Below are 22,506 nucleotides of genomic sequence, written 5' to 3'. Positions count from 1 at the left end.
TGCGACCCCGGCTCGTGGGGCCGGGGGTGCCCGGGCCTGCGGCGGGTTCCGCCGTGGGCGTCATCAAGCCAGGTGAGCCTCACTTGAACCGTTCCAGATCAATAGGTCATGATGGCGTGGTGTATTCGGATCAGTCTGCGTCGCCCCCCGCTCCGGCCCCGGCCGAGGGCACGCGCGAGCGTGTGCTGCAGCTGGTCCTGACGCGTGGACCCGTGAGCGCGGCCGAGATCGGCCGCGAGCTGGAGCTGACCGCGGCCGCCGTGCGCCGCCATCTGGACGCGCTCGAGGAGGACTCGCTCGTCGAGGTCAAGCGGGTCACCGCGGCCCGCGGCGCGGGACGGCCCTCCCGCCGCTACGTGGTCACCTCGCACGCGCAGGAGCACCTGCCCAAGGACCACCTCGCCGTCGCCCTGGACACCCTGGCCCGCCTCGAGGAGCTCGGCGGGGAGGAGGAGGTGCGCCGCACCGCGCGCCACGCCTTCCGCGAGATCGAGGAGCGCTTCACGGCCGCCGTCGACGGCCGGGAGACCGCGCTGCAGGACCGCACCCGGATCCTCGCGCGGGTCCTCGACGAGGCCGGCTACGCCGGCACGCTGCGCCACTTCGGCGCGGGCCTGGCGCCCACCCTCCGCGCGGACCAGGTCTGCCAGGGGCACTGCCCGTTCCAGGGAATTCCCGCGCGCCATCCGGAGTTCTGTGAAGAGGAGACCGCGCTGTTCGCCCGCCTGCTCGAGGTGGACGTGCGCCGGCTCTCGACCCTCGCCGCCGGCGCCCACGTGTGCACCACACATGTGCCGCTGGGCCGCGACTGAGCCGCGCGGGCCTCGCCCCGGCTCCCGCCGACCACCCGACCGACCCCGACCGCAGTGACTAGTGAGAGAGGCTGAGATGACCGACCAGATCGTCCAGCGGGACTCCGCGGAGACCGCCGACCCCGGCGTGATCCAGGAGATCCTCGACAAGAACCCCGAGCTCAACGCCATCGGCGCCTACCAGTACGGCTGGGCCGACTCCGACGCGGCCGGCGAGAAGGCCGTCCGCGGTCTGAACGAGGACGTCGTGCGCGACATCTCCGGCAAGAAGGACGAGCCGGAGTGGATGCGTGACCTGCGCCTCAAGGCCCTCAAGTACTTCGAGCGCAAGCCGATGCCGGCGTGGGGCCCGGACCTGTCCGGCATCGACTTCGACAACATCAAGTACTTCGTGCGCTCCACCGAGGGCCAGGCCAAGACCTGGGAGGACCTGCCCGAGGACATCCGCAACACCTACGAGCGCCTGGGCATCCCCGAGGCCGAGCGCGAGCGTCTCGTGGCCGGCGTCGCCGCCCAGTACGAGTCCGAGGTCGTCTACCACCAGATCCGCGAGGACCTGGAGGAGCAGGGCGTCGTGTTCCTCGACACCGACACCGCGCTCAAGGAGCACCCGGAGATCTTCGAGGAGTACTTCGGCAGCGTGATCCCGGTCGGCGACAACAAGTTCGCCTCCCTGAACACGGCCGTGTGGTCCGGCGGCTCCTTCGTGTACGTGCCCAAGGGCGTGCACGTGGAGATCCCGCTGCAGGCCTACTTCCGCATCAACACGGAGAACATGGGCCAGTTCGAGCGGACGCTGATCATCGCGGACGAGGACTCGTACGTGCACTACATCGAGGGCTGCACCGCCCCGATCTACCAGTCCGACTCGCTGCACTCTGCCGTCGTCGAGATCGTGGTGAAGAAGAACGCCCGCGTGCGCTACACCACCATCCAGAACTGGTCCACGAACGTGTACAACCTCGTGACCAAGCGCGCCGTGGTCGAGGCCGGCGGCACCATGGAGTGGATCGACGGCAACATCGGCTCCAAGGTGACCATGAAGTACCCGGCCGTGTACCTGACCGGCGAGCACGCCACCGGCGAGACCCTCTCCGTCGCGTTCGCGGGCAAGGACCAGCACCAGGACACCGGCTCCAAGATGGTGCACATGGCCCCGCACACGAACTCCTCGATCGTGTCCAAGTCCGTGGCCCGCAGCGGCGGCCGCGCCGCCTACCGCGGCCTGGTGCAGATCGCCGAGGGCGCGAACGGCTCCGCCAACTCGGTGGTGTGCGACGCCCTGCTCGTCGACACGGTCTCCCGCTCCGACACGTACCCGTACATCGACATCCGCGAGGACGACGTGACCCTCGGCCACGAGGCGACCGTCTCGAAGGTGTCCGAGGAGCAGCTCTTCTACCTCATGAGCCGTGGCATGTCCGAGGACGAGGCCATGGCCATGATCGTGCGCGGCTTCATCGAGCCGATCGCCCGCGAGCTGCCCATGGAGTACGCGCTCGAGCTCAACAAGCTGATCGAACTGCAGATGGAAGGATCGGTGGGCTGACATGACCGACACCGTGGAGAACACCCAGCGGACCATGATCCCGGGCATGGGCGAGGAGGGCGAGAAGCTCACTGCCGCGCAGAACCCGGCCGCCCGGGCCGGGGGCCGGGAGCGCAACGCCGCGGGCTCGCGCGCCGATCGCCTCAGCTCCTTCGAGCTGTCCGACTTCCCCGTGCTCACGGGGCGCGAGGAGGACTGGCGCTTCACCCCGCTCAAGCGCCTGGGCGGGCTGCACCTGCCCGAGGGCGACGACGCGCGCCTGACCGGTGCCGCGCCCGCCGTGACCGTGGCCGAGCAGGCCGGCGTCACGGTGGAGACCGTGGCCCGCGACGACGCCCGCGTCGGCTCCGTCCTGACCCCGGACGACCGCGTGTCCGCCGCGGCCTGGAACTCGGTCTCCGAGGCCACCGTCGTGACGATCTCCGGCGAGGTCGCCGAGCCGGTGCGCATCGACGTCGTCGGCTCCTCCGCCGACCCGGCCGCGATGCACCTGACCGTGCTCGTGGAGGAGAACGCGCAGGCCGACGTCGTGATCGCCCACCGCGGCACCGCCGTGCTGGCCCAGAACGTCGAGTTCGACGTGCGCCGCGACGCCCGCCTGAACGTGGTCGCGCTGCAGGCCTGGGAGGCCGACGCCGTGCACGTCTCGGCCCAGCAGGCCTCGGTCGCCACGAACGCGCACTTCAAGCACGTGGCCGTGTCCTACGGCGGCGGCGTGGTGCGGCTGACCCCGACCGCGCGGTTCGCCGCCGAGCGCGGCGAGGCCGAGATGTACGGCCTGTACTTCGCCGACGCCGGTCAGCACCTCGAGAACCGCCTGTTCGTGGACCACAACCAGCCGGACTGCGTCTCGAACGTGCTCTACAAGGGCGCCCTGCAGGGCACGGACGCGCGCACCGTGTGGGTGGGCGACGTGCTGATCCGCAAGGAGGCCGAGGGCACGGACACGTACGAGAAGAACCAGAACCTGCTGCTCTCCGACGGGGCGCGCGCGGACTCGGTGCCGAACCTGGAGATCGAGACCGGCGTGATCGAGGGGGCGGGCCACGCGTCCGCGACCGGCCGCTTCGACGAGACCCAGCTGTTCTACCTGATGGCCCGCGGCATCTCCGAGACCGAGGCCCGCCGCCTGATCGTGCGCGGCTTCCTCAACGAGATCATCCAGAAGATCGGCATCGGCGACGTCGAGGACGAGCTGACCGCCGTCATGGAGGACGAGCTGCGCATCGCGCAGCTCTGACCGACGCCCCGCAGACCCCACCGCCTTCCACCCGAGGAGAACCACCATGGCAACCCTGCAGATCACCGACCTGCACGTGCAGATCGAGACCGAGAACGGCCCCAAGGAGATCCTGAAGGGCCTCTCCCTGACCATCGAGACGGGCGAGACCCACGCGATCATGGGCCCGAACGGCTCCGGCAAGTCCACCCTGGCCTCGACCATCGCCGGCCACCCGCGCTACGAGGTCACCTCCGGCTCCATCACCCTCGACGGCGAGGATGTGCTGGAGATGAGCGTCGACGAGCGCGCGCAGGCCGGCCTCTTCCTGGCCATGCAGTACCCCGTGGAGATCCCGGGCGTCACCATGACCAACTTCCTGCGCACCGCCAAGACCGCGCTCGACGGCCAGGCCCCCTCGCTGCGCACCTGGACCAAGGACGTCAAGGGCGCCTTCGAGGCCCTGCAGATCGACCCGGCGTTCATGAACCGCAACGTCAACGAGGGCTTCTCCGGCGGCGAGAAGAAGCGCGCCGAGATCCTCCAGCTCGAGCTGTTCAAGCCCAAGTTCGCGATCCTCGACGAGACCGACTCCGGCCTCGACGTCGACGCGCTGCGCATCGTCTCCGAGGGCGTCAACCGCGCCCAGGCGCAGAACGAGATGGGCACCCTGCTGATCACCCACTACACGCGGATCCTCAACTACATCAAGCCGGACCACGTGCACGTGCTGGTGGACGGCCGCGTCGCCGAGTCCGGCGGCCCGGAGCTCGCCGAGCAGCTCGAGGCCGAGGGCTACGCCCGCTTCGAGAAGGCCGCGGCGGGGGCCTGAGATGACGGAGACCACGAACCAGGCGCCCACGGAGGACATCCGTGAGGCCCTCAAGGACGTGATCGACCCGGAGCTGGGCGTCAACGTCGTGGACCTGGGCCTGCTCTACGGGCTGCACTACGCCGACGACGGCGCGCTGCTCGTGGACATGACCCTGACCACCGCGGCCTGCCCGCTCACGGACGAAATCGAGGACCAGGTCTCCCGCGCGATCGGCACCATGGTGGACGAGTGGCGGCTGAACTGGGTCTGGATGCCCCCGTGGGGCCCCGAGCGGATCACCGAGGACGGCCGCGACCAGATGCGCGCCCTCGGCTTCAACATCTGATCCGGTCCGGACGACGACGGCGGCCCGTCACCTTCGCGCAGAAGGTGACGGGCCGCCGTCGTGGTGGGGGAGTGCGGACGGGCCGGCAGGCGCCCCGGCGCTCCCGGCTCAGATGTCCAGGGAGGAGGCCCGGAACGTGTCGCACTGGCGGATGTCGGGCTCCTGCTGGGAGCTCTGGTAGCCGCGCATGAACCAGGCCATGCGCTGCTCCGAGGTGCCGTGCGTGAACGCCTCGGGGTCCACCCGGCCGGTGTGGGTGGACTGGATGCGGTCATCGCCCACGGCGGAGGCCGCGTCGATGGCCTGGCGCAGCTGGTCCTGCGAGATCGGCTTCAGGAACGGCGCGCCGGACTCGGGGTCCACGGTGGAGGCGGCGTGCCCGGCCCACATGCCGGCGAAGCAGTCGGCCTGCAGCTCTGCGCGCACGGCGCCGGAGGTGGGGCCGGTGGTCCCGTCCTTGGAGTGCTGCAGGTAGCCGGTCACCTGCTGAACGTGGTGGCCGTACTCGTGCGCCACGATGTACTCCTCCGCCAGCGGTCCGCCCTCGGCGCCGAAATCGGTCTGCAGCGTCTCGAAGAACGCGGTGTCGAAGTACATGGACTCGTCCGCCGGGCAGTAGAACGGGCCCGTGGCCGAGGAGGCGCTGCCGCAGCCGGTGCTCACGCCGCCCTGGAACAGGGTCAGCTGCGGCTGGCGCCACTGGATGTCCGAGAACTGCGCGAGGTACTCGCCCCAGAACTCGTCCGCGGCCTCGGTGGTCGCGATGACGCGGCAGTCCGTGTTCTGGTTGGCGTCCGCACCGCTGGCGCACTCCTCGTCCGAGAGGGGCTGGCTCTGGCCGCCCGAGCCCGTCTGCTGCTGGTACTGGCTCTGGCCGACGGACCCGCCGCCCGTGTCGATCCCGAGCTGCTCGGCCAGCCCGGGGGCGAAGATCGCGAGCAGCAACGCGAGCAGGCCGCCGCCACCGCCGATGGCGATGCCCCGGCCCCCCAGCCCCCAGCCCGCCGCCACCGCCCGATCGGGCCCGGCCGGCGTCGATCTGCACGTTCTCGTTGAAGCTCATGGGGCCAGAGTGTAGACGGACTAGACTGGCCCGGCACCGCACTGGCCCCCGCCCGTCGAGATCGGCCGGCCCCGCCGGTGCACCCCTGTCCTTCCCTCGACCCCTGGAGTCTGACACCCCCATGCTGACCGTCACCGATGTCGAACTGCGCGTGGGCGCCCGTCTCCTCATGGACGAGGTGAACTTCCGCGTGGACAAGGGGGACAAGGTCGGCCTCGTGGGGCGCAACGGCGCCGGCAAGACGACGCTGACCAAGGTCCTGGCCGGCGGCGGGCAGCCCACGGCGGGCACGGTGACCCGGACCGGGCGCATCGGCTACCTGCCCCAGGACCCCAAGGTCGAGGACATGGACCAGTCCGGCCGCGACCGCATCCTCTCCGCCCGCGACCTGGACCAGACGATCCGCCGCATGCGTGAGGCCGAGGCCGGGATGGCCGCCGTCGACGACGCCGAGCGGGAGCGGGCGATGAACCGCTACTCCCGTCTGGAGGCGGAGTTCGAGGCCCGCGGCGGCTACGCGGCCGAGTCCGAGGCCGCCCGGATCACGTCCAACCTCGGCCTGCCGGACCGCGTCCTGGACCAGCCGCTGCACACCCTCTCCGGCGGCCAGCGCCGCCGCGTGGAGCTCGCCCGCATCCTCTTCTCCGACGCGGACATCATGCTGCTGGACGAGCCCACCAACCACCTCGACCACGACTCGATCGTGTGGCTGCGCGACTACCTGAAGACCTACTCCGGCGGCCTCCTGATGATCTCGCACGACGTGGAGCTCATGGAGATGACCGTGAACAAGGTCCTCTACCTGGACGCGAACCGGCAGACCATGGACGTCTACAACATGACGTGGAAGAACTACCTCGCCCAGCGCCAGCAGGACGAGGCGCGCCGCCGCCGGGAGTTCGCCAACGCGGAGAAGAAGGCCTCGGCCCTCATGGCCCAGGCCGAGAAGATGCGTGCCAAGGCGACCAAGGCCACCGCCGCGCAGAACATGATCAAGCGCGCCGAGCGGCTCATGCGCGGCGTCGAGGGCGAGCGCGCGGTCGACCGCGTGGCCGCGATCCGCTTCCCCACCCCGCAGGCCTCCGGCAAGACGCCGCTGCGCGCCGAGAACCTCTCCAAGTCCTACGGCTCGCTCGAGATCTTCACGGGAGTGGACCTGGCGATCGACCGCGGCTCGCGCGTGGTGATCCTGGGCTACAACGGCGCCGGCAAGACGACGCTGCTGCGCATGCTCGCCGGGGAGGAGACCCCGGACACCGGCGAGGTCCAGGCGGGCCACGGGCTCAAGCTGGGCTACTTCGCCCAGGAGCACGACACCCTGGACCAGGACGCGTCGGTCCTGGACAACATGCGCCACGCCGCCCCGCAGCTCGGCGACACCCAGGCGCGCACGCTGCTCGGATCGTTCCTCTTCCAGGGCGACGACGTCGACAAGCCCGCCCGCGTCCTCTCCGGTGGCGAGAAGACCCGCCTGGCGCTGGCCACGCTCGTGGCCTCGAGCGCGAACGTGCTGCTGCTGGACGAGCCCACGAACAACCTCGACCCCGCCAGCCGTGAGGAGATCCTCCATGCGCTGCGCCAGTACGAGGGTGCCGTGGTGCTCGTGACCCACGACGAGGGCGCCGTCGAGGCGCTCGACCCCGAGCGCGTGGTGCTGCTGCCGGACGGGGTCGAGGACCTCTGGAACGACGACTACAGGGACCTCATCACCCTCGCCTGAGTGCGCGGGCCGCCGAGGCGGAGGGCGGGCTCAGTCGAAGAGCGCGTCCTCGGCCTCCTCGTCCGTAAGCCGCCCGTCGCGCCGCCGCCGGGCCGGCTTGGCGCGGGGGACCCGGTGCGCGGAGAGCAGCCCGTCGTCCGCGGCGTCGTCGAGGGCGTCGGCCCGGTCGTTGCGGGCGCGCATCCACGCGGAGTACCCCCACACCCCGAAGCCCATGGCCGCGAACAGGTACCACTGGATCGCGTAGGACAGGTGCGGGCCCTCGTCCAGGGTGGGCTCGACGAGCTTCTGCGGCATCGACTCCACCGCCGGGTCCTCCGTGACCATGATCCCGTAGGCCGTCCCGGCCACGGGCCCGCCCACGGTGTCGGCGATCTCGGCGAGGTCGATCGAGGGCACCTGGCCGTCCGGGGCGTCGCGGTCCAGGGCCGGCTCCCCGGGCTTGACCCGCACCACGACCTCGGCGTGGCCGGCGGGCGGGGCCGGCACGGCGTCCGGCTGACCCGGGCTGTTGCCCACCGGGAGCCAGCCGCGGTCCACCACGACGACGGGGCCCTCGTCCGTCCGGAACGGCACGAGCACCTCGTAGCCGGGCTGGCCGGCGCGGGGACGGTTGCGGACGATGAGCGTCTCGTCGACGAGGTACTCGCCGGTCAGTGTCACAGGCGTCCACTCGTCCTCGGTCTGGAACGCGGTGAACAGCCGGGAGGCCTCGGCGAACGGGACCGGGTCGTCGTCGTAGTTCTCCAGGACGCGGTTGACGCGGTGCTGGACCTCCACGCGGCGGTCCCACTGCCACTGGGCGAGCGCATGGCACAGGAACGCGAAGAGGATGCACAGCACGAAGCCGAGGATCCACGGGCCGGTGGCGAGGAAGCCGAAGCGCAGGGGAGGCAGGCGTTCGGCGTCGCGGGCGGTCGGGGCCGACATGGGTGCGGGGGTGCTCATGGGCGCGGGGGCTCCTGCGGGGTCTCGGGCGTCTCGACCTCGGGCGCCTCCGTGGCGGGCGGGTCGAGTGGGCGGGAGCGCCGCAGGAAGCCGCGGGCGCTCAGGAAGTCGTCCAGGAAGGGTCGATGGTCCGCGCAGGCCAGCCAGGTCTTCACGCGGTCCGGGGCGTGGACGCGCGGGTTGTTCCACTCCAGGGCCCAGGTCGCCTCCGCGGTGCACCCGCGGCGCGAGCAGACCGGCCGCTCGGGCCCGTCCGCTGCGGCGTGCGGGGATCGGGCGGCGGAGGCACCGGCGGCGGGGTCGAGGCGGCCGGACGCGAGGGCGCCCAGCAGGTCCATGCCCGGCTCACCCGGGCCCGCCCCGATCACGCGGCGCCCCGTCCGGGCAGGCCGGGACCGCCGGCGGACGAGGACCCTCGGCCCAGCGCCCGGGGCGCACGGTCGCGCGGGTCGTCCACGAGGTCGCCGGTGAGCACGACCGGCTTGGGCGCCGCCGTGTCGTCGGGGCGGGGGGCCAGGGCGGGTCCCTGGGCGGGCACGGCGCGCAGGGTGCCGGCCTGCTGCGGGCCGGTGTTGTTCACGCGCACGACGGCGACGTAGGGCAGCACGACCGCGCCGAGGATGAACCCGAGCTGCCACCAGCCGTGGGTGAAGAGCGCGGCGACGAAGCAGGCGGTGCGGAGCAGCATCTGGACCAGGTAGACCTTCATGCGCGCCTCCCGGTCCGCGCTGCGGCCGGCGGCGGCGGTGGTGACCCCCTGGACCTCCGGTGTCGTCCCGCGCCCGGCGCGGGCGGGACGGCCGGCTCGGGAGCCGGCGGCGGAGCTGGTCATGGCGCATCCTCCTGGCACGTCGCGCCCTGCGGAGGGCCCCCGCGTGGCCGCGGACGTAGAGTGGTGGTTCACATGCCGGCGCGCCCGCCCTCGGCGGCGTCCCGCAGGACGGCGTCGACGGCGCCGCGCCGGTGCTTCAGTCTAGTCCCGTCCCGTCCGGAAGGTGTTCCCATGGCCGATCAGACCACCACGCCCGCAGCGGACGCGCAGGCCGCCGGCCGCAGCGTCCTCGTCACGGGGGGCAATCGCGGCATCGGCCTGGCCATCGCCCGGGCGTTCGCCGCGCACGGCGACCGGGTGGCCATCACCTCCCGCTCGGGGGAGGGGCCGGAGGGGGTCCTCGCGGTCCGGGCCGACGTGACGGACGCGGCCTCCGTGGACGCGGCCTTCCGCGAGGTCGAGGAGGTCCACGGCCCGGTCGAGGTGCTCGTGGCCAACGCCGGCATTACCCACGACCAGCTGCTGCTGCGCATGTCCGAGGACGACTTCACCTCGGTGATCGACACGAACCTCACCGGCGCCTTCCGCGTGGTGCAGCGCGCCACCAAGGGCATGATGCGCCTGAAGCGCGGACGCATCGTCCTGGTCTCCTCCGTGGTGGGCCTGCTCGGCTCGCCCGGCCAGGTCAACTACGCCGCCTCCAAGTCCGGCCTCGTCGGGATGGCCCGCTCGATCACGCGCGAGCTCGGCGCGCGCGGCGTGACCGCGAACGTCGTGGCCCCCGGCTACATCGACACCGAGATGACGCAGTCCCTCGACGACGAGCTCAAGGCCCAGTACAAGACGTCCATCCCGGCCGGCCGCTTCGCCGCCCCGGAGGAGGTGGCCGGCGTCGTGCGCTGGCTGGCCTCGGACGAGGCCGCGTACATCTCCGGGGCCGTGATCCCCGTGGACGGCGGCCTGGGCATGGGCCACTGACGACCACCGACCGCTGAGCAGACAGGAAGCACAGAACATGACCGAGCAGGACCTGGCCGGACGCGGCGTCGTCGTCACCGGCTCCTCCCGCGGCATCGGAGCCGCCACCGCCGAGCTGCTGGCCGCCCGCGGCGCGGGCGTCGTGGTGAACTACCGCCAGAAGGCGCCGCGCGCGAACAAGGTGGTGCAGAGGATCGAGGACGCCGGCGGCCGCGCCGTGGCCGTGGGCGGCGACGTGACCGTCGCCGAGGATCGGGCCGCGCTGCTGGACGCCGCCGTGGAGCACTTCGGCTCGCTCGACGTGCTCGTGCTCAACGCCTCGGGCGGCATGGAGTCCCAGTTCGGCGAGGACTACGCCCTGAAGCTCAACCGTGACGCCCAGGCCGCGCTGGCCGACGCCGCGCTCGAGCGCATGGGTGCCGGCGGGCAGATCGTGTTCGTGACCTCCCACCAGGCGCACTTCATCGACGAGGTCGCCACGATGGACTCCTACGAGCCCGTGGCCCGCTCCAAGCGCGCCGGCGAGGACGCCCTGCGCGAGCGCATCCCCGCGTTCGCAGAGAAGGGCGTGGGCTTCGTGGTGGTCTCCGGCGACATGATCGAGGGCACCATCACCGCCACCCTGCTCGACCGCGCCGAGCCCGGTGCCATCGAGGCCCGCCGCGAGGCCGCCGGCAAGCTCTACTCCGTGGAGGAGTTCGCCGCCGAGATCGCCTCCCTCGTGGGCCGCGAGGACCTCGAGGTCGGCCACACCGAGCTCGTGGGCGGCGCCGAGGACTTCCTCCAGCAGAACTGAACCGCACCACACCCCTGACGACGAGGGCCGGATCCGTGGGATCCGGCCCTCGTGACCTCCGGGAGCGGACGCCTCAGAGACCGAGGAGCCACCGCAGGGGGGTGAAGGAGGGCACGTCGACGACGACGTCCGCGTGCTCCCGGAGGATCGGCTTCGCGCACAGCGCCACGCCGCAGCCGGCCGCCTCGAGCAGATCGATGTCGTTGGCGCCGTCGCCCACGCCGACGGCCTGCTCGGGGGTGAGCCCCGCGTCCTCGGCCCAGGCGCGCAGCATGGCGGCCTTCGCCGCGCGGTCCACGACGTCGCCGAGCACCTTCCCCGTCAGGTGCCCGTCCCGCACCTCGAGCTCGTTGGCGCAGTAGGCGTGCACGCCCCACGCCTCGGCCAGCGGGGCGAGCACCTGGGTGAAGCCGCCGGAGACCGCGCACACCCGGCCGCCGGCCGCGGTGACGGCCTCGATCAGCGCGAGGGCTCCGTCGGTGGGCCGGATGGCCCGCACCACGTCCGCCACGACGCCCACGGGCAGCCCCGCGAGCGCCTCGACGCGCGCGTGCAGCGAGGCGGCGAAGTCGAGCTCACCGCGCATCGCCCGCTCCGTCACCTCGGCGACCTCGGCCTCGCGGCCGGCGTGGGCGGCGAGCAGCTCGACGACCTCCTGCCGGATCAGCGTGGAGTCCACGTCCGTCACCACGAGGGGCGCCGGCGCGGCGGCGACCGTCGCCGGCACCGTGAGCACGTCCCACCCGGAGCCCGGCTCCGGGGCCGCCGCCCACTCGTCCGCGGCGAAGCGCCAGCCCAGCAGGCCGTCGTCGGTGAGCCGTTCGGCGTCGTCGGGCACGCCGGCCGGGGGCGCGTCCGTGACGAGGAGGGCGGGGTCGGCGGTGACGACGAGGCGGCGCAGGGTGCTCATGCGCGGCATCCTAGGCGGGGGTGCGGGCGCGGCCGGGCGTGCGTCGCATCGGCGACGCGCCGGCCGGCCGGACTAGGCTGGCCCCCATGACCACCCCCGCGCCTCCCGACGACTGGTTCCTCCCGGACGAGGACGCCGTGCTGCAGATGCGCCGCGTGCGCGTGCGCCGCGGCACCACCGACATCCTCGGCCCCCTGGACTGGACGGTCCGCGCGGGGCAGCGGTGGATCGTGATGGGCCCGAACGGCGCCGGCAAGTCGACGCTGCTCCAGCTGGCCGCGGCCCGCCTGCACCCGACCGCCGGCGACGTCGGCGTGCTGGACGAGGTGCTCGGCGCCGTCGACGTGTTCGAGCTGCGCCCGCGCATCGGCCTGTCCTCCGCCCAGCTCGCCGCCCAGGTGCCCGCGAACGAGACCGTGCAGGACGCCGTCGTCACCGCCGCCTACGGGATCACCGGCACGTGGCGCGAGCGGTACGAGACGGAGGATCGCGCCCGCGCGCTCGGCCTCGTGGCGACCTGGGGGCTCTCCCGCCTCGCGCACCGCGCGTTCGGCACCCTCTCCGACGGTGAGCGCAAGCGCGTGCTCATCGCCCGTGCCCTGATGACCGACCCCGAGCTGCTCCTGCTGGACGAGCCCGCCGCGGGCCTGGACCTCGCCGGGCGGGAGGACCTCGTGCGCCAGCTGACGGCGCTCGCCACGGACGAGGACGCGCCCGCGCTGGTCCTCGTCACGCACCACCTCGAGGACGTGCCCCCGGGCTTCACGCATGCACTGCTGCTGCGGGCCGGCGGCGTCGTGGCGGCCGGGCCCATCGAGTCGACGCTCACCGAGGAGCACCTCTCCTCGGCGTTCGGCACGGACCTGAAGGTGACCCGCACCGGCGGTCGGTACACCGCCGTCGCCCGGTGACGGGGCTGCTGACCGCGCAGCTGCTGGGCATGGACCTGTGGCAGGTCCTGCTCGTGCTGCTCGCGGGGTTCTGGGCCGGCACGATCAACTCGGTGATCGGCTCGGGCACGCTCGTCACCTTCCCGACGCTCGTGGCGGTCGGGTTCCCGCCCGTGACGGCCCAGGTCTCCAACGCGATGGGCCTGGTGGCCTCGGGCTTCTCCGGCACGTACGGGTACCGCCGAGAGCTGGCCCAGTCCCGGGCGCTCCTGCCGAAGCTGACCGTCGCGTCCCTGCTCGGCGGGGTCATCGGCGCCGCCCTGCTCACCACGCTGCCCCCGGCCGTGTTCGGCTACGTCGCGCCGGTGCTGCTCGTGGTGGCCCTGACGGTCGTCGTGCTGCAGCCGCGCATCCAGCGGTGGGTCCGGCGTCGGGCGGAGGACCAGGGACCGACCCCCGGCGCGGACTCTCCCGTGCCGGTGGGCCCCGTGACCCCGACACTGTGGACGCTCGTGTTCCTGACCGGCATCTACGGCGGCTACTTCGTGGCCGCCCAGGGCGTCATGCTCATGGCGATCTTCGGCGTGCTGCTGGTGGGCGGCACCCTCGTGCACGCCAACGCGGTGAAGACGTGGCTGTCGCTGGTGGTCAACCTCACCGCCGCGGCGTTCTACCTGGTGTTCGCCTTCGACCGCATCGACTGGCGGGCCGTCCTGTTGATCGCGCTCTCCTCGCTCGTGGGCGGGCTCGTGGGCGCGCGGATCGGGCGGCGCATCTCGCCGACGGCGCTGCGCGTCACCATCGTGATCGTGGGCCTGGCCGGGCTGGTGGTCATGGTGATGCGGCAGGTCTCGGGTGGGTGAGGGCGGGGCCCGCGAGGTGCGCCTGGAGCGGATCGAGGACCTCGCCGACCCCCGCCTGGCCCCCTACACGACCATGACAGACGCGGCCCTGCGCCGTCGCGTCGACGCGGAGCACGGCGTCTTCCTCGCCGAGTCCTCCCAGGTGGTCCGCCGCGCACTGGACGCCGGACACACCCCGCGCTCCTTCCTGCTGGGGGACCGCTACCGCGGTTCCTTCGCGGACGTGCTCGCCGCCCACCCGGACGTCCCGGTCTTCACCGGACCCGACGACGTGCTCGAGGCACTCACCGGCTTCCACCTGCACCGCGGCGCCCTGGCCGCGATGGACCGCCCCGCGCCCCGGCCGCTCGCCGACGTCCTCGCGGGCGCGCGGCGCGTGCTCATCGCCGAGGACCTCGTGGACCACACGAACCTGGGCGCCGTGGTGCGCTCCGCCGTCGCCCTCGGCTGGGACGCCCTGCTGCTCACCCCGCAGGCCGCCGACCCGCTCTACCGGCGCGCCATCCGCGTCTCGATGGGCACGGTGTTCCGCCTGCCGTGGGCGCGCCTGCCCGGTCCGGTCGCCCAGTCGCTGCCCGCGCTGCGGGCGGCCGGGTTCGCGGTGGCCGCCCTCGAGGTGACGGAGCGTGCCGTGGGCCTGGACTCCGCCTGGATCGAGCCGCTGCGCACCGCCGAGCGCCTGGCCCTCGTCCTCGGCCAGGAGGGGCCGGGGGTCCGTCCCGAGACCCTCGCCCAGACCGACGCCGACGTCGTCATCCCCATGCCCGCCGGCGTCGACTCGCTGAACGTGGCGGCGGCCGCGGCGGTCGCGCTGTGGGAGCTGCGCGCGCGCTGACCGGCCCGGGTGCGGTAGAGTGGGCGGCTGGCCCGCCCTCCGGCGGACCCCCTGACCACACCTCTCGCGCCCCTGGTCCCAATCAGGCGGCTGACACGAAGGATGCACCATGAAGTCTGAGATCCACCCGGATTACCGCTACGTCATCTTCAACGACCTCGCCTCCGGTGAGAAGATCCTCACCCGCACCACCGCGAACTCCGACAAGACCGCGGAGTGGACCGATGGCAACACCTACCCGGTGATCGACGTCGAGATCTCGGCCGCCTCGCACCCGTTCTACACGGGCAAGCAGCGCATCATGGACACCGCCGGCCGCGTCGAGCGCTTCAACGCCCGCTTCAAGGGCTTCGGCGGCAAGAAGTGACCGCGGCGGCCTGAGCCGCACGCCCACCACGACGACGGGCCCCGCGCCCCCGGAACGATCCGGGCGGTGCGGGGCCCGTCGCGTCGCCCGTAGGCTGACGGGCATGACGACTCTCCACGGTGAATACAAGGTGATCGGCGGCAAGCTGGTCGCGGCGGACCTGAGCCTCGCGGACGGCCGGATCGCGACCGCGAGCATCAACGGCGACTTCTACCTCGAGCCGGATGAGGCGCTCGAGGACCTCAACGCGGCGGTGGCCGGGCTGTCCGCGGACGCTGAGCACCGCGTCATCCGGGAGGCCGTCGAGCGGGGTCTGCGACCCGAGGCCGAGCTGTTCGGCGTGGACGCCTTCGCGGTGGCCTCGGCCGTGCGTCGGGCCCTCGGCAAGGCGACCACGTGGGGGGACCACGAGTGGGAGGTCATCGGGCCGGAGCCGATGCCGATCGCGCTCACCGTGGCCCTGGACGAGGTGCTCACCCGGCAGGTGGCCGAGGGACGTCGCAAGCCGACCATGCGCCTGTGGCAGTGGAACGAGCCGGCCGTGGTGATCGGCGCCTTCCAGTCGCTCGCCAACGAGGTGGACCCCGAGGGGGCGCGGCGGCACGGCATCAACGTGGTGCGGCGGATCTCCGGCGGCGGCGCGATGTTCATGGAGGCGGACAACTGCGTCACGTACTCGATGCACGTCCCGTCGTCGCTGGTCGACGGGCTGGAGACGGCGGAGTCCTACCCGTTCCTGGACGAGTGGACCATGGACGCGCTCTCCCGACTCGGCGTGCACGCGTTCTACCAGCCGCTCAACGACATCGCCACGGACCAGGGGAAGATCGGCGGCGCCGCGCAGAAGCGGGTGGGCACGGCCGGGCTGCTGCACCACGTGACGATGAGCTACGACATCGACGCGGACAAGATGCTCGAGGTGCTGCGCATCGGCCGGGAGAAGCTGCGCGGCAAGGGCGTGACCTCGGCGAAGAAGCGCGTGGACCCGCTCCGGCGCCAGACCGGCGTCTCCCGCGCCGAGATCTGGGAGACCATGATGACCACCTTCGAGGAGCGCTACGGCGCCCGCCGCGTCGAGCTGGACGAGGCCACCCGTGAGGAGGCCGAGCAGCTGGCCCGCACCAAGTTCGCGACCCCGGAGTGGACCGCGCGGGTGCCCTGAGCCGCCTGACGGCGTCCCGGCACCGTCCGGCACGCTTCCGTCCGGGGGCGGTTTGCGGTGGTATTCGACGTGAATACCGCCCGAAACCGCCCCCGACGCGTCGAGGTGTGGCGGGGCGGCTCTGTCAGGATCGGACCATGACCCCCGACGACGACGCCCCCGTCCGCCTGATCGCCCGCTCCGACGCCCCGGGGCGCCCACGGTCGACCGTGGACGTCCACTGCGCCCTCGAGCTGGAGCTGGCCTCCGGCCGCCGCGTGCCTCTGCTCACGGACCGCGGCTGGACGAGCCGGGCGGCGGCCGCACGCCTGCCCAGGAGGAGACGCGACACTGGGACGCGCTGGCAGCGGTCGCGGCCGAGGCCGGGGTGCCGGTGGGTGCCGCAACGTTGCGCGAGCTGCCGCTGGTGGGGGAGACCTCGCCCGAGCTGGCCGCCCTCGTGGACCGGGCGCACCGCGAGGCCCGCGCCCTGAACCGGCTGCTCGGCGTCCACCCGCTGGCCCTCGGCACGGTCGCGCCGGCCGACGTGCTGGGCGCCGACGCGACCGCCGCGCTGCGGACCGGGCTGGCCGCGGGACTCGGCGTCGCGCCGACGGCGTGGGAGGACCCGGGCGTCGTGCTCGCGCCCGCCGCGGACGCCGACCCGGAGCTGCTGCACGTGGTCCTGCTCCACACGACCGCGGTGGTCGCCGGGCCACCCGCACTCGTGGCCCGCCTCGCGGACGCCGACGTCTCCGACCTGCTCGACGACGCCTCCCTCGGCGCGCACCTGCGCGGCCCGGTGGAGGACGTGTCGGCGGCCTGGCTCCACGCGGCCGACCGGCAGGCGCTGTCTCTCGACCCGGACGGCGGGGCCGCGCACGTGGCGCGCCACGCCGAACTGACGGCCGTGCTGGAGACGCGGCCCGTCGTCGTCGAGCGGGTGGGGATGCGCGACCGGGACGCCCAGCGCGCCGCCGACGCCGTGGGCCTGCGCCGGGTGGGCCGGGAACGCGTGCTCCGCGTTGCCGCGCCCTGAGCTGGAATGGTCACGACACACCGCCTCGCCCGAGGGGAGGCGGCGTGTCGTGACCACTCTGCGCGGGAGGGCTTACCGCTCAGCCCGCCGGCTGCACCGCCTGCACGCGCAGGGACCGCCGCAGGGCGTCCGTGTGCTCCACGACCAGGCGCCGCAGGGCCCCCGGGGCGTCGGGGTGCTCGTCCAGCCAGCGCTGGGCCGCGGCCAGCGTCGGGTGCGACTCCTGCGCGTCGGCGCCGCCGGCCACCGCGTCCTGGCGGCCCGGGAACAGCCCGCCGATCGCGCGCGAGGCCAGCCCGTTGGACCGCGAGGCCCACACCGAGGTCAGGCGCGGCCAGAAGCCGGACTCGTAGGGGGCGAGGAGCTCGACCCCGCCCGCGGCGAAGCCGGCCGCCGTGGCCGAGAGCAGGTCGTTGGACAGCTCCGTGCCGGTGGTCGTGCGGCCGGACATGACCGCCTCCCACGCGGCGGCCTTGACCTCGGCCTCGGGGCGGGCGGCTGCGGCGAGCCGGTGCCACGTGACGGTCTGCGCCGTGCGGCCGGCCTCGAGCTCCGCGTCCAGGCGGTCCTGGTCGGCCCGGCCGGTCGCGGCGAGGGCCTGGAGCACGAGCCAGCGCAGCTCCGCGTCGACCGCCAGGCCCGGCGCGAACGCCGCCGCGTCCTCGCCGAGCAGGGCGGCCTCGAGGGCCGCGGCCATCCCGACGTCGGCCCGCGCCAGCGTCGCCCACGTGCGGGCCGCGGTGCGCTGGCGGTCGGAGCCGGCCTCGAGCGTGCGGGTCTGCTCGGCCAGGACCTCGCCCAGCCGGGACCGCAGCGCGTCACGGTCCTCGGCGCGGGCGTACTGGCCCACGGCCGCGGCGGCCTGCGCCAGCACCTGCGCGTGCACGCCCACGGTCGCGATCCGCGCGGACAGCGTCGCCACCGCGTCCAGGAACCGGGCGACCGGCAGCTCGCCGTCGCGGGTCATCGACCACAGGGCGGCCCACACGGTGGCCTCCGCGAGCGGGTCCGCGATGGGGTGCGTCAGGGCCGCGCGCAGCGAGCCCGCGTCGAGCGCGACGGCGGCGTAGGTGAGGTCCTCGTCGTTGGGCAGCACGAGGCGGACGCCCCCGGGCACCTCGAGGTCCGGCAGGGGCACGGCCGCGCCCTCCGCCCCACCCGGCACATCGGCGGTGACCTGGGCGGTGCGGCGCAGGACGCCGTCCTGCCCGGGCGTGAAGACGCCGACCTTCAGCACGTGCGGGCGGAGGATCGGCCCGCCCGTGACCGGGTCCGCGCCCTCCTGGCGCAGCACCGGGGCGTCGCCGTCGACGTCGACCCGCAGCCGGGGCACGCCGGAGGTGTGCAGCCACGCGTCCGCCCACGCGCGCATGTCCCGCCCCGAGGCGGCCTCGAGGACCGCCATGAAGTCGGCGAGGGAGGCGTTGCCCCACGCGTGGGCGGCGAAGTAGCGATGTGCGGCGTCGAGGAACGCGTCACGGCCCACGTAGGCGGCCAGCTGCTTGAGCACGGAGGCGCCCTTGGCGTAGGTGATCCCGTCGAAGTTCTGACGGGCGGCCTCGAGGTCGACGATGTCCGCGACGATGGGGTGCGTCGTCGGCATCTGGTCCTGCACGTACGCCCAGGCCTTGCGGCGGGACGCGAAGGTCACCCACGCGGTCCGGAAGTCGGTGGCCTCGTCCACGCCGAGGGCGCCCATGTAGTCCGCGAACGACTCCTTGAGCCACAGGTCGTCCCACCAGTGCATCGTCACGAGGTCGCCGAACCACATGTGCGCCATCTCGTGCAGGATCACGTTGGCGCGGCCCTCGTACTGGACCGCGGTGGCCCGCGAGGTGAACACGAAGTCCTCGGTGAAGGTCACGAGGCCCGGGTTCTCCATGGCGCCGAGGTTGTACTCGGGCACGAACGCCTGGTCGTACTTGCCCCACGGGTACGCGACGCCGAAGAGGTCGTGGAAGAACGTCAGCCCCCGCTTCGTCACGTCGAACACGGCCTCGGGGTCGAACGCGTCGGCCATCGTGCGCCGGGTGAACAGCCGCAGCGGCACGGCCTGCGCACCGCTGGCCGGGTGACCGTCCCAGGCGTCCTCCCACTGCGCATAGGGGCCGGCGAGCAGCGTCGTGATGTAGGTGGACTGGGGGAGCGTCGGGGCGAACTCCACCCGGACGACACCGTCCCCGGTCGGCGTCCGGGAGACCTCCGGCCGGTTCGAGGCCAGCACCCAGTCCTCGGGTCCGGTGAGGGAGAAGGTGAAGGCGGCCTTGAGGTCCGGCTGCTCGAAGTCCGGGAACACGCGGCGCGCGTCGGCGGGCTCGTACTGGGTGTAGAGGTAGACCTCGCCGTCGGCGGGGTCCGTGAAGCGGTGCAGGCCCTCGCCCGACCGGGAGTACACGGACCGGCCGACCAGCTCGACCACGTTCTGCGCCGCCAGGTCGGGCAGCAGCACCCGGGCCTCGCCCACGACCTCGGCCACGTCCAGCGCCGTGCCGTTGAGGGTCACCGACTCCACGCCGCCGTGGATCCAGTCCAGGTGGGTCTGCGCGCCGGGCTCGGCGCACGCGAAGCGGATCACGGTGCGGACCGGATAGGTGTCGGCGGCGGCGTCCCGGGCGTCGGAGAGGTCCACGTCCACGACGTAGTCCTGCACCGTGAGCAGGCGGGAGCGGTCCGCGGCCTCCGCGCGGGTGACGTTGGTGGCGTCGAGGTCGGGGGTGGTGTCGGTCAAGGCGAGCCTCCGGTCGGGGATCCAGCGGGGACGGCGACGCGCGGACACACCGGGGCGTGCCCGCGCGTCGGCGGTGGTCCGGGACCGGCGGCCCGGGGCCGCGTCAGTGCGGCGTCGGGACGGGCTGGCCCTTGGAGAGCACCGTCAGCCCGGATTCTGTCACGGTGTAGCCGTTCGCCTCGTCCTCCGCCCGGTCGAAGCCGATGCGCGCGCCCGGGGGCACGACCACGTTCTTGTCCAGGATCGCGTTGCGCACGTGGGCCCCCTCGCCGATCACGACGGAGTCCAGCAGCACCGACTGCTCCACCCACGCCTCGTTGTGCACGCGCACGTCCGTGGAGAGCACGGACTGGGCCACGGTGCCGCCGGAGATGACCACGCCCTGGGAGAGGATCGAGTCGTTCGCCGAGCCGGGGCGGCGGGTGGATGAGCGCACGAGCTTGGCGGGCGGGGAGACGGACTGGCGGGTGTAGAGCGGCCACTCGCGGTTGTAGAGGTTGAACTCCGGCCACGGCTGCACCAGGTCCATGTGCGCGTCGTAGTAGGAGTCCAGGGTGCCGACGTCCCGCCAGTAGTGCTTGCCGGCCGTGCCCCCGGGCACCTCGTTGGCGGTGAAGTCGTACACCCCGGCCTCGCCACGCTCCACGAACAGCGGGATGATGTCCCCGCCCATGTCGTTGTTCGACTCGGGGTTCTCCTCGTCCTGGTTCAGCGCCGCCACGAGGGCGTCGGTGTCGAACACGTAGTTGCCCATCGAGGCCAGGAACTGCGTGGGGTCGTCCGGCAGGCCGGGGGTCGTCTCCGGCTTCTCCACGAACGCCGAGATCCGCGTCCTGTCCTGTGGGTCCGTCTCGATCACCCCGAACGAGGAGGCCAGCTCGAGCGGCTGGCGCACCGCGGCCACGGTCGCCTTGGCGCCCGAGGCGATGTGCTGGTCCACCATCTGCTGGAAGTCCATGTGGTAGACGTGGTCCGCGCCGATGACGACGACGATGTCCGGCCGTGCGTCGTGGATCAGGTTCATGGACTGATAGATGGCGTTCGCGCTGCCCGTGAACCAGTCCTTGCCCCGGCGCTGCTGTGCCGGCACGGAGGCCACGTAGTTGTTCAGCAGCGTGGACATCCGCCACGTCTCGGAGATGTGGCGGTCCAGCGAGTGCGACTTGTACTGCGTCAGCACGACGATCTCGCGGTACCGGCTGTTGACCAGGTTGGACAGCGCGAAGTCGATGAGGCGGTACGTGCCGCCGAACGGGACGGCCGGCTTGGCACGGTCGGCCGTCAGCGGCATCAGGCGCTTGCCCTCACCGCCCGCCAGCACGACCGAGAGGACCTTCTTCTGCACCATCTGCGTCACTCCTCGTGAGCCGGGTCGTCGCGACCCGCACGCGTGCTCGGGGCGTGCGGGGCATCCGTGCCGCCAGACTATCGACCCCCGCCGGGCTGAACTAGGTTGGGGGCGTGCGCATCGACATCGTGAGCAAAGAGTTCCCCCCGTCCATCTACGGCGGTGCCGGCGTCCACGTCGCCGAGCTGACCCGTGTCCTGGCCTCCCGCGCCGACGTCCGCGTGCACGCCTTCGGCGCGCCGCGCGACCCGGACTACCACGGGGCCCGCGTCCTGACGTACCCGAACCCGCCCGGGTTCGACGCCGCCAACGGGGCCGTGCAGACCCTGGCCACCGACCTCACGATCCTCGGCGACCTCGAGGGCGCCGACGTCATCCACTCCCACACCTGGTACGCCAACCTGGCCGGCCACCTCGGCAAGCTCCTGCACCAGACCCCCCACGTCCTCTCCGCGCACTCCCTCGAGCCGCTGCGCCCCTGGAAGGCGGAGCAGCTCGGCGGCGGCTACGCCCTGTCCAGCTGGGCCGAGCGCACGGCGTACCTCGGGGCGGACGCGGTCATCGCGGTCTCGGACGGCATGCGCCGGGACATCCTGGCCTGCTACCCGGACGTGGACCCGGCGAAGGTGCACACGGTCCACAACGGCATCGACACGCAGGTCTGGACCCCGCAGACCGGCACCGCCGCACTGGAGAAGTACGGAATCGACCCGGACAAGCCCTCCGTCGCGTTCGTCGGCCGCATCACGCGCCAGAAGGGCGTGCCCCACCTGCTCCGTGCGGCCCTGCGGCTGCCGGAGGACGTCCAGCTCGTGCTGTGCGTGGGCGCCCCGGACACCGCGGAGCTGGCGCACGAGGTGAACGAGTTGATCTCCGAGCTGCGGCGCACCCGCCAGGGCGTCGTCGTGATCGAGGGGATGATCCCGCGCCACGAGGTGATGGAGATCCTCACGGCCGCCACCGTGTTCGCCTGCCCCTCGGTCTACGAGCCGCTGGGCATCGTCAACCTCGAGGCGATGGCGTGCGGCACCGCCGTCGTCGCCTCCGCCGTGGGCGGCATCCCGGAGGTCGTGCAGGACGGCGAGACCGGCCTGCTCGTCCCCTTCGAGCAGGTCGACGACGGCACGGGGGCGCCCGTGGACGAGGAGAGGTTCGCCGCCGACTTCGCGGCCGCGCTCACCCGCGTCGTGGAGGACCCGGAGCGCGCCCGCGCGATGGGTGAGGCCGGCCGGGCCCGCGCGATCGAGCACTTCTCGTGGGAGACCATCGCGGAGCGCACGATCGAGGTCTACGAGGCCGTGCTGCGCTGAGCCCGCCCGACCACGCACACGGGCCCCCGCCACCGCGAGGTGACGGGGGCCCGTGTGC

Annotated in this window: 22 protein-coding genes; 15 read left to right on the top strand and 7 right to left on the bottom strand. The window is 72.9% G+C overall.

Features of this window, described 5'->3' with window-relative positions; all coding sequences use genetic code 11:
• Positions 1–26 precede the first annotated feature (26 nt).
• The 5 genes from J1M40_RS11325 (at position 27) to J1M40_RS11305 (ending at position 4,740) form a co-directional block, all read left to right on the top strand.
• The gene (locus tag J1M40_RS11325; RefSeq protein ID WP_306452712.1) at positions 27–812 is read left to right on the top strand and encodes a metalloregulator ArsR/SmtB family transcription factor; all 786 of its coding nucleotides are present in this window, start codon (positions 27–29) and stop codon (positions 810–812) included.
• A gap of 76 nt (positions 813–888) precedes the next feature.
• Positions 889–2,361, top strand: a complete 1,473-nt coding sequence (gene sufB / locus J1M40_RS11320) for a Fe-S cluster assembly protein SufB (protein ID WP_063189240.1) — start codon at positions 889–891, stop codon at positions 2,359–2,361.
• Between the two features lies 1 nt (position 2,362).
• Positions 2,363–3,601 (top strand): Fe-S cluster assembly protein SufD, encoded by a 1,239-nt coding sequence (gene sufD / locus J1M40_RS11315; RefSeq protein ID WP_036382717.1) that lies wholly within the window; start codon positions 2,363–2,365, stop codon positions 3,599–3,601.
• A gap of 46 nt (positions 3,602–3,647) precedes the next feature.
• On the top strand, positions 3,648–4,412 hold the full coding sequence (gene sufC / locus J1M40_RS11310) for a Fe-S cluster assembly ATPase SufC (RefSeq protein ID WP_069941297.1): 765 nt from the start codon (positions 3,648–3,650) through the stop codon (positions 4,410–4,412).
• 1 nt (position 4,413) lies between these two features.
• Entirely contained in the window at positions 4,414–4,740 is a 327-nt protein-coding gene (locus tag J1M40_RS11305; RefSeq protein WP_002855327.1) for a metal-sulfur cluster assembly factor, read from the top strand.
• 108 nt (positions 4,741–4,848) lie between these two features.
• Here J1M40_RS11305 and J1M40_RS11300 read toward each other — a convergent pair whose 3' ends face one another.
• Entirely contained in the window at positions 4,849–5,751 is a 903-nt protein-coding gene (locus J1M40_RS11300) for a neutral zinc metallopeptidase (RefSeq protein ID WP_342356905.1), read from the bottom strand.
• Positions 5,752–5,924: 173 nt separating this feature from the next.
• Between J1M40_RS11300 and abc-f the strand changes: the two genes are divergently transcribed.
• Entirely contained in the window at positions 5,925–7,523 is a 1,599-nt protein-coding gene (gene abc-f, locus J1M40_RS11295) for a ribosomal protection-like ABC-F family protein (protein WP_036315246.1), read from the top strand.
• A gap of 30 nt (positions 7,524–7,553) precedes the next feature.
• On the opposite strand, the gene J1M40_RS11290 is transcribed toward abc-f, so the two are convergent.
• The 3 genes from J1M40_RS11290 to J1M40_RS11280 are packed head-to-tail and all read right to left on the bottom strand — an operon-like array spanning position 7,554 to position 9,303.
• Positions 7,554–8,471 (bottom strand): SURF1 family protein, encoded by a 918-nt coding sequence (locus J1M40_RS11290; protein WP_036315243.1) that lies wholly within the window; start codon positions 8,469–8,471, stop codon positions 7,554–7,556.
• Positions 8,468–8,809 carry a hypothetical protein gene (locus tag J1M40_RS11285; protein ID WP_152743496.1) on the bottom strand — a complete coding sequence of 114 codons (342 nt, stop codon included), beginning with the start codon at positions 8,807–8,809 and terminating at the stop codon, positions 8,468–8,470. Before J1M40_RS11285 ends, J1M40_RS11290 begins: the two co-directional genes overlap by 4 nt.
• A gap of 26 nt (positions 8,810–8,835) precedes the next feature.
• The gene (locus tag J1M40_RS11280) at positions 8,836–9,303 is read right to left on the bottom strand and encodes a DUF3099 domain-containing protein (protein ID WP_036315237.1); all 468 of its coding nucleotides are present in this window, start codon (positions 9,301–9,303) and stop codon (positions 8,836–8,838) included.
• 171 nt (positions 9,304–9,474) lie between these two features.
• Here J1M40_RS11280 and J1M40_RS11275 point away from each other — a divergent pair, with 171 nt between their 5' ends.
• Both J1M40_RS11275 and J1M40_RS11270 read left to right on the top strand, forming a co-directional pair.
• Complete coding sequence (locus tag J1M40_RS11275) at positions 9,475–10,221, top strand: beta-ketoacyl-ACP reductase (protein ID WP_036315234.1); 747 nt, start codon at positions 9,475–9,477, stop codon at positions 10,219–10,221.
• A gap of 37 nt (positions 10,222–10,258) precedes the next feature.
• Positions 10,259–11,017 (top strand): SDR family oxidoreductase, encoded by a 759-nt coding sequence (locus tag J1M40_RS11270; protein WP_036315231.1) that lies wholly within the window; start codon positions 10,259–10,261, stop codon positions 11,015–11,017.
• 73 nt (positions 11,018–11,090) lie between these two features.
• Here J1M40_RS11270 and serB read toward each other — a convergent pair whose 3' ends face one another.
• Positions 11,091–11,927 (bottom strand): phosphoserine phosphatase SerB, encoded by an 837-nt coding sequence (serB, locus tag J1M40_RS11265; RefSeq protein WP_036315229.1) that lies wholly within the window; start codon positions 11,925–11,927, stop codon positions 11,091–11,093.
• A gap of 86 nt (positions 11,928–12,013) precedes the next feature.
• Between serB and J1M40_RS11260 the strand changes: the two genes are divergently transcribed.
• From J1M40_RS11260 to J1M40_RS11235, 6 genes are all read left to right on the top strand, one after another.
• Entirely contained in the window at positions 12,014–12,838 is an 825-nt protein-coding gene (locus J1M40_RS11260) for an ABC transporter ATP-binding protein (RefSeq protein ID WP_051995263.1), read from the top strand.
• Positions 12,835–13,680: a sulfite exporter TauE/SafE family protein gene (locus J1M40_RS11255; RefSeq protein WP_036315227.1), complete on the top strand. Its 846-nt coding sequence runs from the start codon at positions 12,835–12,837 to the stop codon at positions 13,678–13,680. Before J1M40_RS11260 ends, J1M40_RS11255 begins: the two co-directional genes overlap by 4 nt.
• Complete coding sequence (locus tag J1M40_RS11250) at positions 13,673–14,515, top strand: RNA methyltransferase (RefSeq protein ID WP_051995262.1); 843 nt, start codon at positions 13,673–13,675, stop codon at positions 14,513–14,515. The genes J1M40_RS11255 and J1M40_RS11250 overlap by 8 nt, the downstream gene beginning before the upstream one ends.
• Before the next feature lie 109 nt (positions 14,516–14,624).
• A complete protein-coding gene (locus J1M40_RS11245; RefSeq protein WP_002855042.1) occupies positions 14,625–14,882 on the top strand; it encodes a type B 50S ribosomal protein L31 in 258 nt (85 codons plus the stop codon).
• A 103-nt stretch (positions 14,883–14,985) separates the two neighbouring features.
• Complete coding sequence (locus J1M40_RS11240) at positions 14,986–16,044, top strand: biotin/lipoate A/B protein ligase family protein (RefSeq protein ID WP_036383370.1); 1,059 nt, start codon at positions 14,986–14,988, stop codon at positions 16,042–16,044.
• A 373-nt stretch (positions 16,045–16,417) separates the two neighbouring features.
• Positions 16,418–17,062 (top strand): hypothetical protein, encoded by a 645-nt coding sequence (locus J1M40_RS11235; RefSeq protein WP_223247538.1) that lies wholly within the window; start codon positions 16,418–16,420, stop codon positions 17,060–17,062.
• Between the two features lie 79 nt (positions 17,063–17,141).
• Here J1M40_RS11235 and pepN read toward each other — a convergent pair whose 3' ends face one another.
• Both pepN and glgC read right to left on the bottom strand, forming a co-directional pair.
• Positions 17,142–19,790: an aminopeptidase N gene (gene pepN, locus J1M40_RS11230; RefSeq protein WP_069941299.1), complete on the bottom strand. Its 2,649-nt coding sequence runs from the start codon at positions 19,788–19,790 to the stop codon at positions 17,142–17,144.
• 103 nt (positions 19,791–19,893) lie between these two features.
• A complete protein-coding gene (gene glgC, locus J1M40_RS11225) occupies positions 19,894–21,138 on the bottom strand; it encodes a glucose-1-phosphate adenylyltransferase (protein ID WP_069941300.1) in 1,245 nt (414 codons plus the stop codon).
• 113 nt (positions 21,139–21,251) lie between these two features.
• Between glgC and glgA the strand changes: the two genes are divergently transcribed.
• On the top strand, positions 21,252–22,448 hold the full coding sequence (gene glgA, locus J1M40_RS11220) for a glycogen synthase (protein WP_044658928.1): 1,197 nt from the start codon (positions 21,252–21,254) through the stop codon (positions 22,446–22,448).
• Positions 22,449–22,506 lie beyond the last annotated feature (58 nt).

The organism is Micrococcus sp. KRD026 (assembly GCF_017168445.1).
GTDB classification, from domain to species: Bacteria; Actinomycetota; Actinomycetes; order Actinomycetales; family Micrococcaceae; genus Micrococcus; species Micrococcus luteus.
This window is presented reverse-complemented; position numbering and strand designations above follow the sequence as displayed.

Bases quoted from the DNA above. Each gene is read 5' to 3' on its own strand.
- sufB (WP_063189240.1), top strand. From the start codon at position 889: ATGACCGACCAGATCGTCCAGCGGGACTCCGCGGAGACCGCCGACCCC.
- sufD (WP_036382717.1), top strand. From the start codon at position 2,363: ATGACCGACACCGTGGAGAACACCCAGCGGACCATGATCCCGGGCATG.
- sufC (WP_069941297.1), top strand. From the start codon at position 3,648: ATGGCAACCCTGCAGATCACCGACCTGCACGTGCAGATCGAGACCGAG.
- J1M40_RS11305 (WP_002855327.1), top strand. From the start codon at position 4,414: ATGACGGAGACCACGAACCAGGCGCCCACGGAGGACATCCGTGAGGCC.
- abc-f (WP_036315246.1), top strand. From the start codon at position 5,925: ATGCTGACCGTCACCGATGTCGAACTGCGCGTGGGCGCCCGTCTCCTC.
- J1M40_RS11290 (WP_036315243.1), bottom strand. From the start codon at position 8,471: ATGAGCACCCCCGCACCCATGTCGGCCCCGACCGCCCGCGACGCCGAA.
- J1M40_RS11285 (WP_152743496.1), bottom strand. From the start codon at position 8,809: ATGGACCTGCTGGGCGCCCTCGCGTCCGGCCGCCTCGACCCCGCCGCC.
- J1M40_RS11280 (WP_036315237.1), bottom strand. From the start codon at position 9,303: ATGACCAGCTCCGCCGCCGGCTCCCGAGCCGGCCGTCCCGCCCGCGCC.
- J1M40_RS11275 (WP_036315234.1), top strand. From the start codon at position 9,475: ATGGCCGATCAGACCACCACGCCCGCAGCGGACGCGCAGGCCGCCGGC.
- J1M40_RS11270 (WP_036315231.1), top strand. From the start codon at position 10,259: ATGACCGAGCAGGACCTGGCCGGACGCGGCGTCGTCGTCACCGGCTCC.
- serB (WP_036315229.1), bottom strand. From the start codon at position 11,927: ATGAGCACCCTGCGCCGCCTCGTCGTCACCGCCGACCCCGCCCTCCTC.
- J1M40_RS11260 (WP_051995263.1), top strand. From the start codon at position 12,014: ATGACCACCCCCGCGCCTCCCGACGACTGGTTCCTCCCGGACGAGGAC.
- J1M40_RS11245 (WP_002855042.1), top strand. From the start codon at position 14,625: ATGAAGTCTGAGATCCACCCGGATTACCGCTACGTCATCTTCAACGAC.
- J1M40_RS11240 (WP_036383370.1), top strand. From the start codon at position 14,986: ATGACGACTCTCCACGGTGAATACAAGGTGATCGGCGGCAAGCTGGTC.
- glgC (WP_069941300.1), bottom strand. From the start codon at position 21,138: ATGGTGCAGAAGAAGGTCCTCTCGGTCGTGCTGGCGGGCGGTGAGGGC.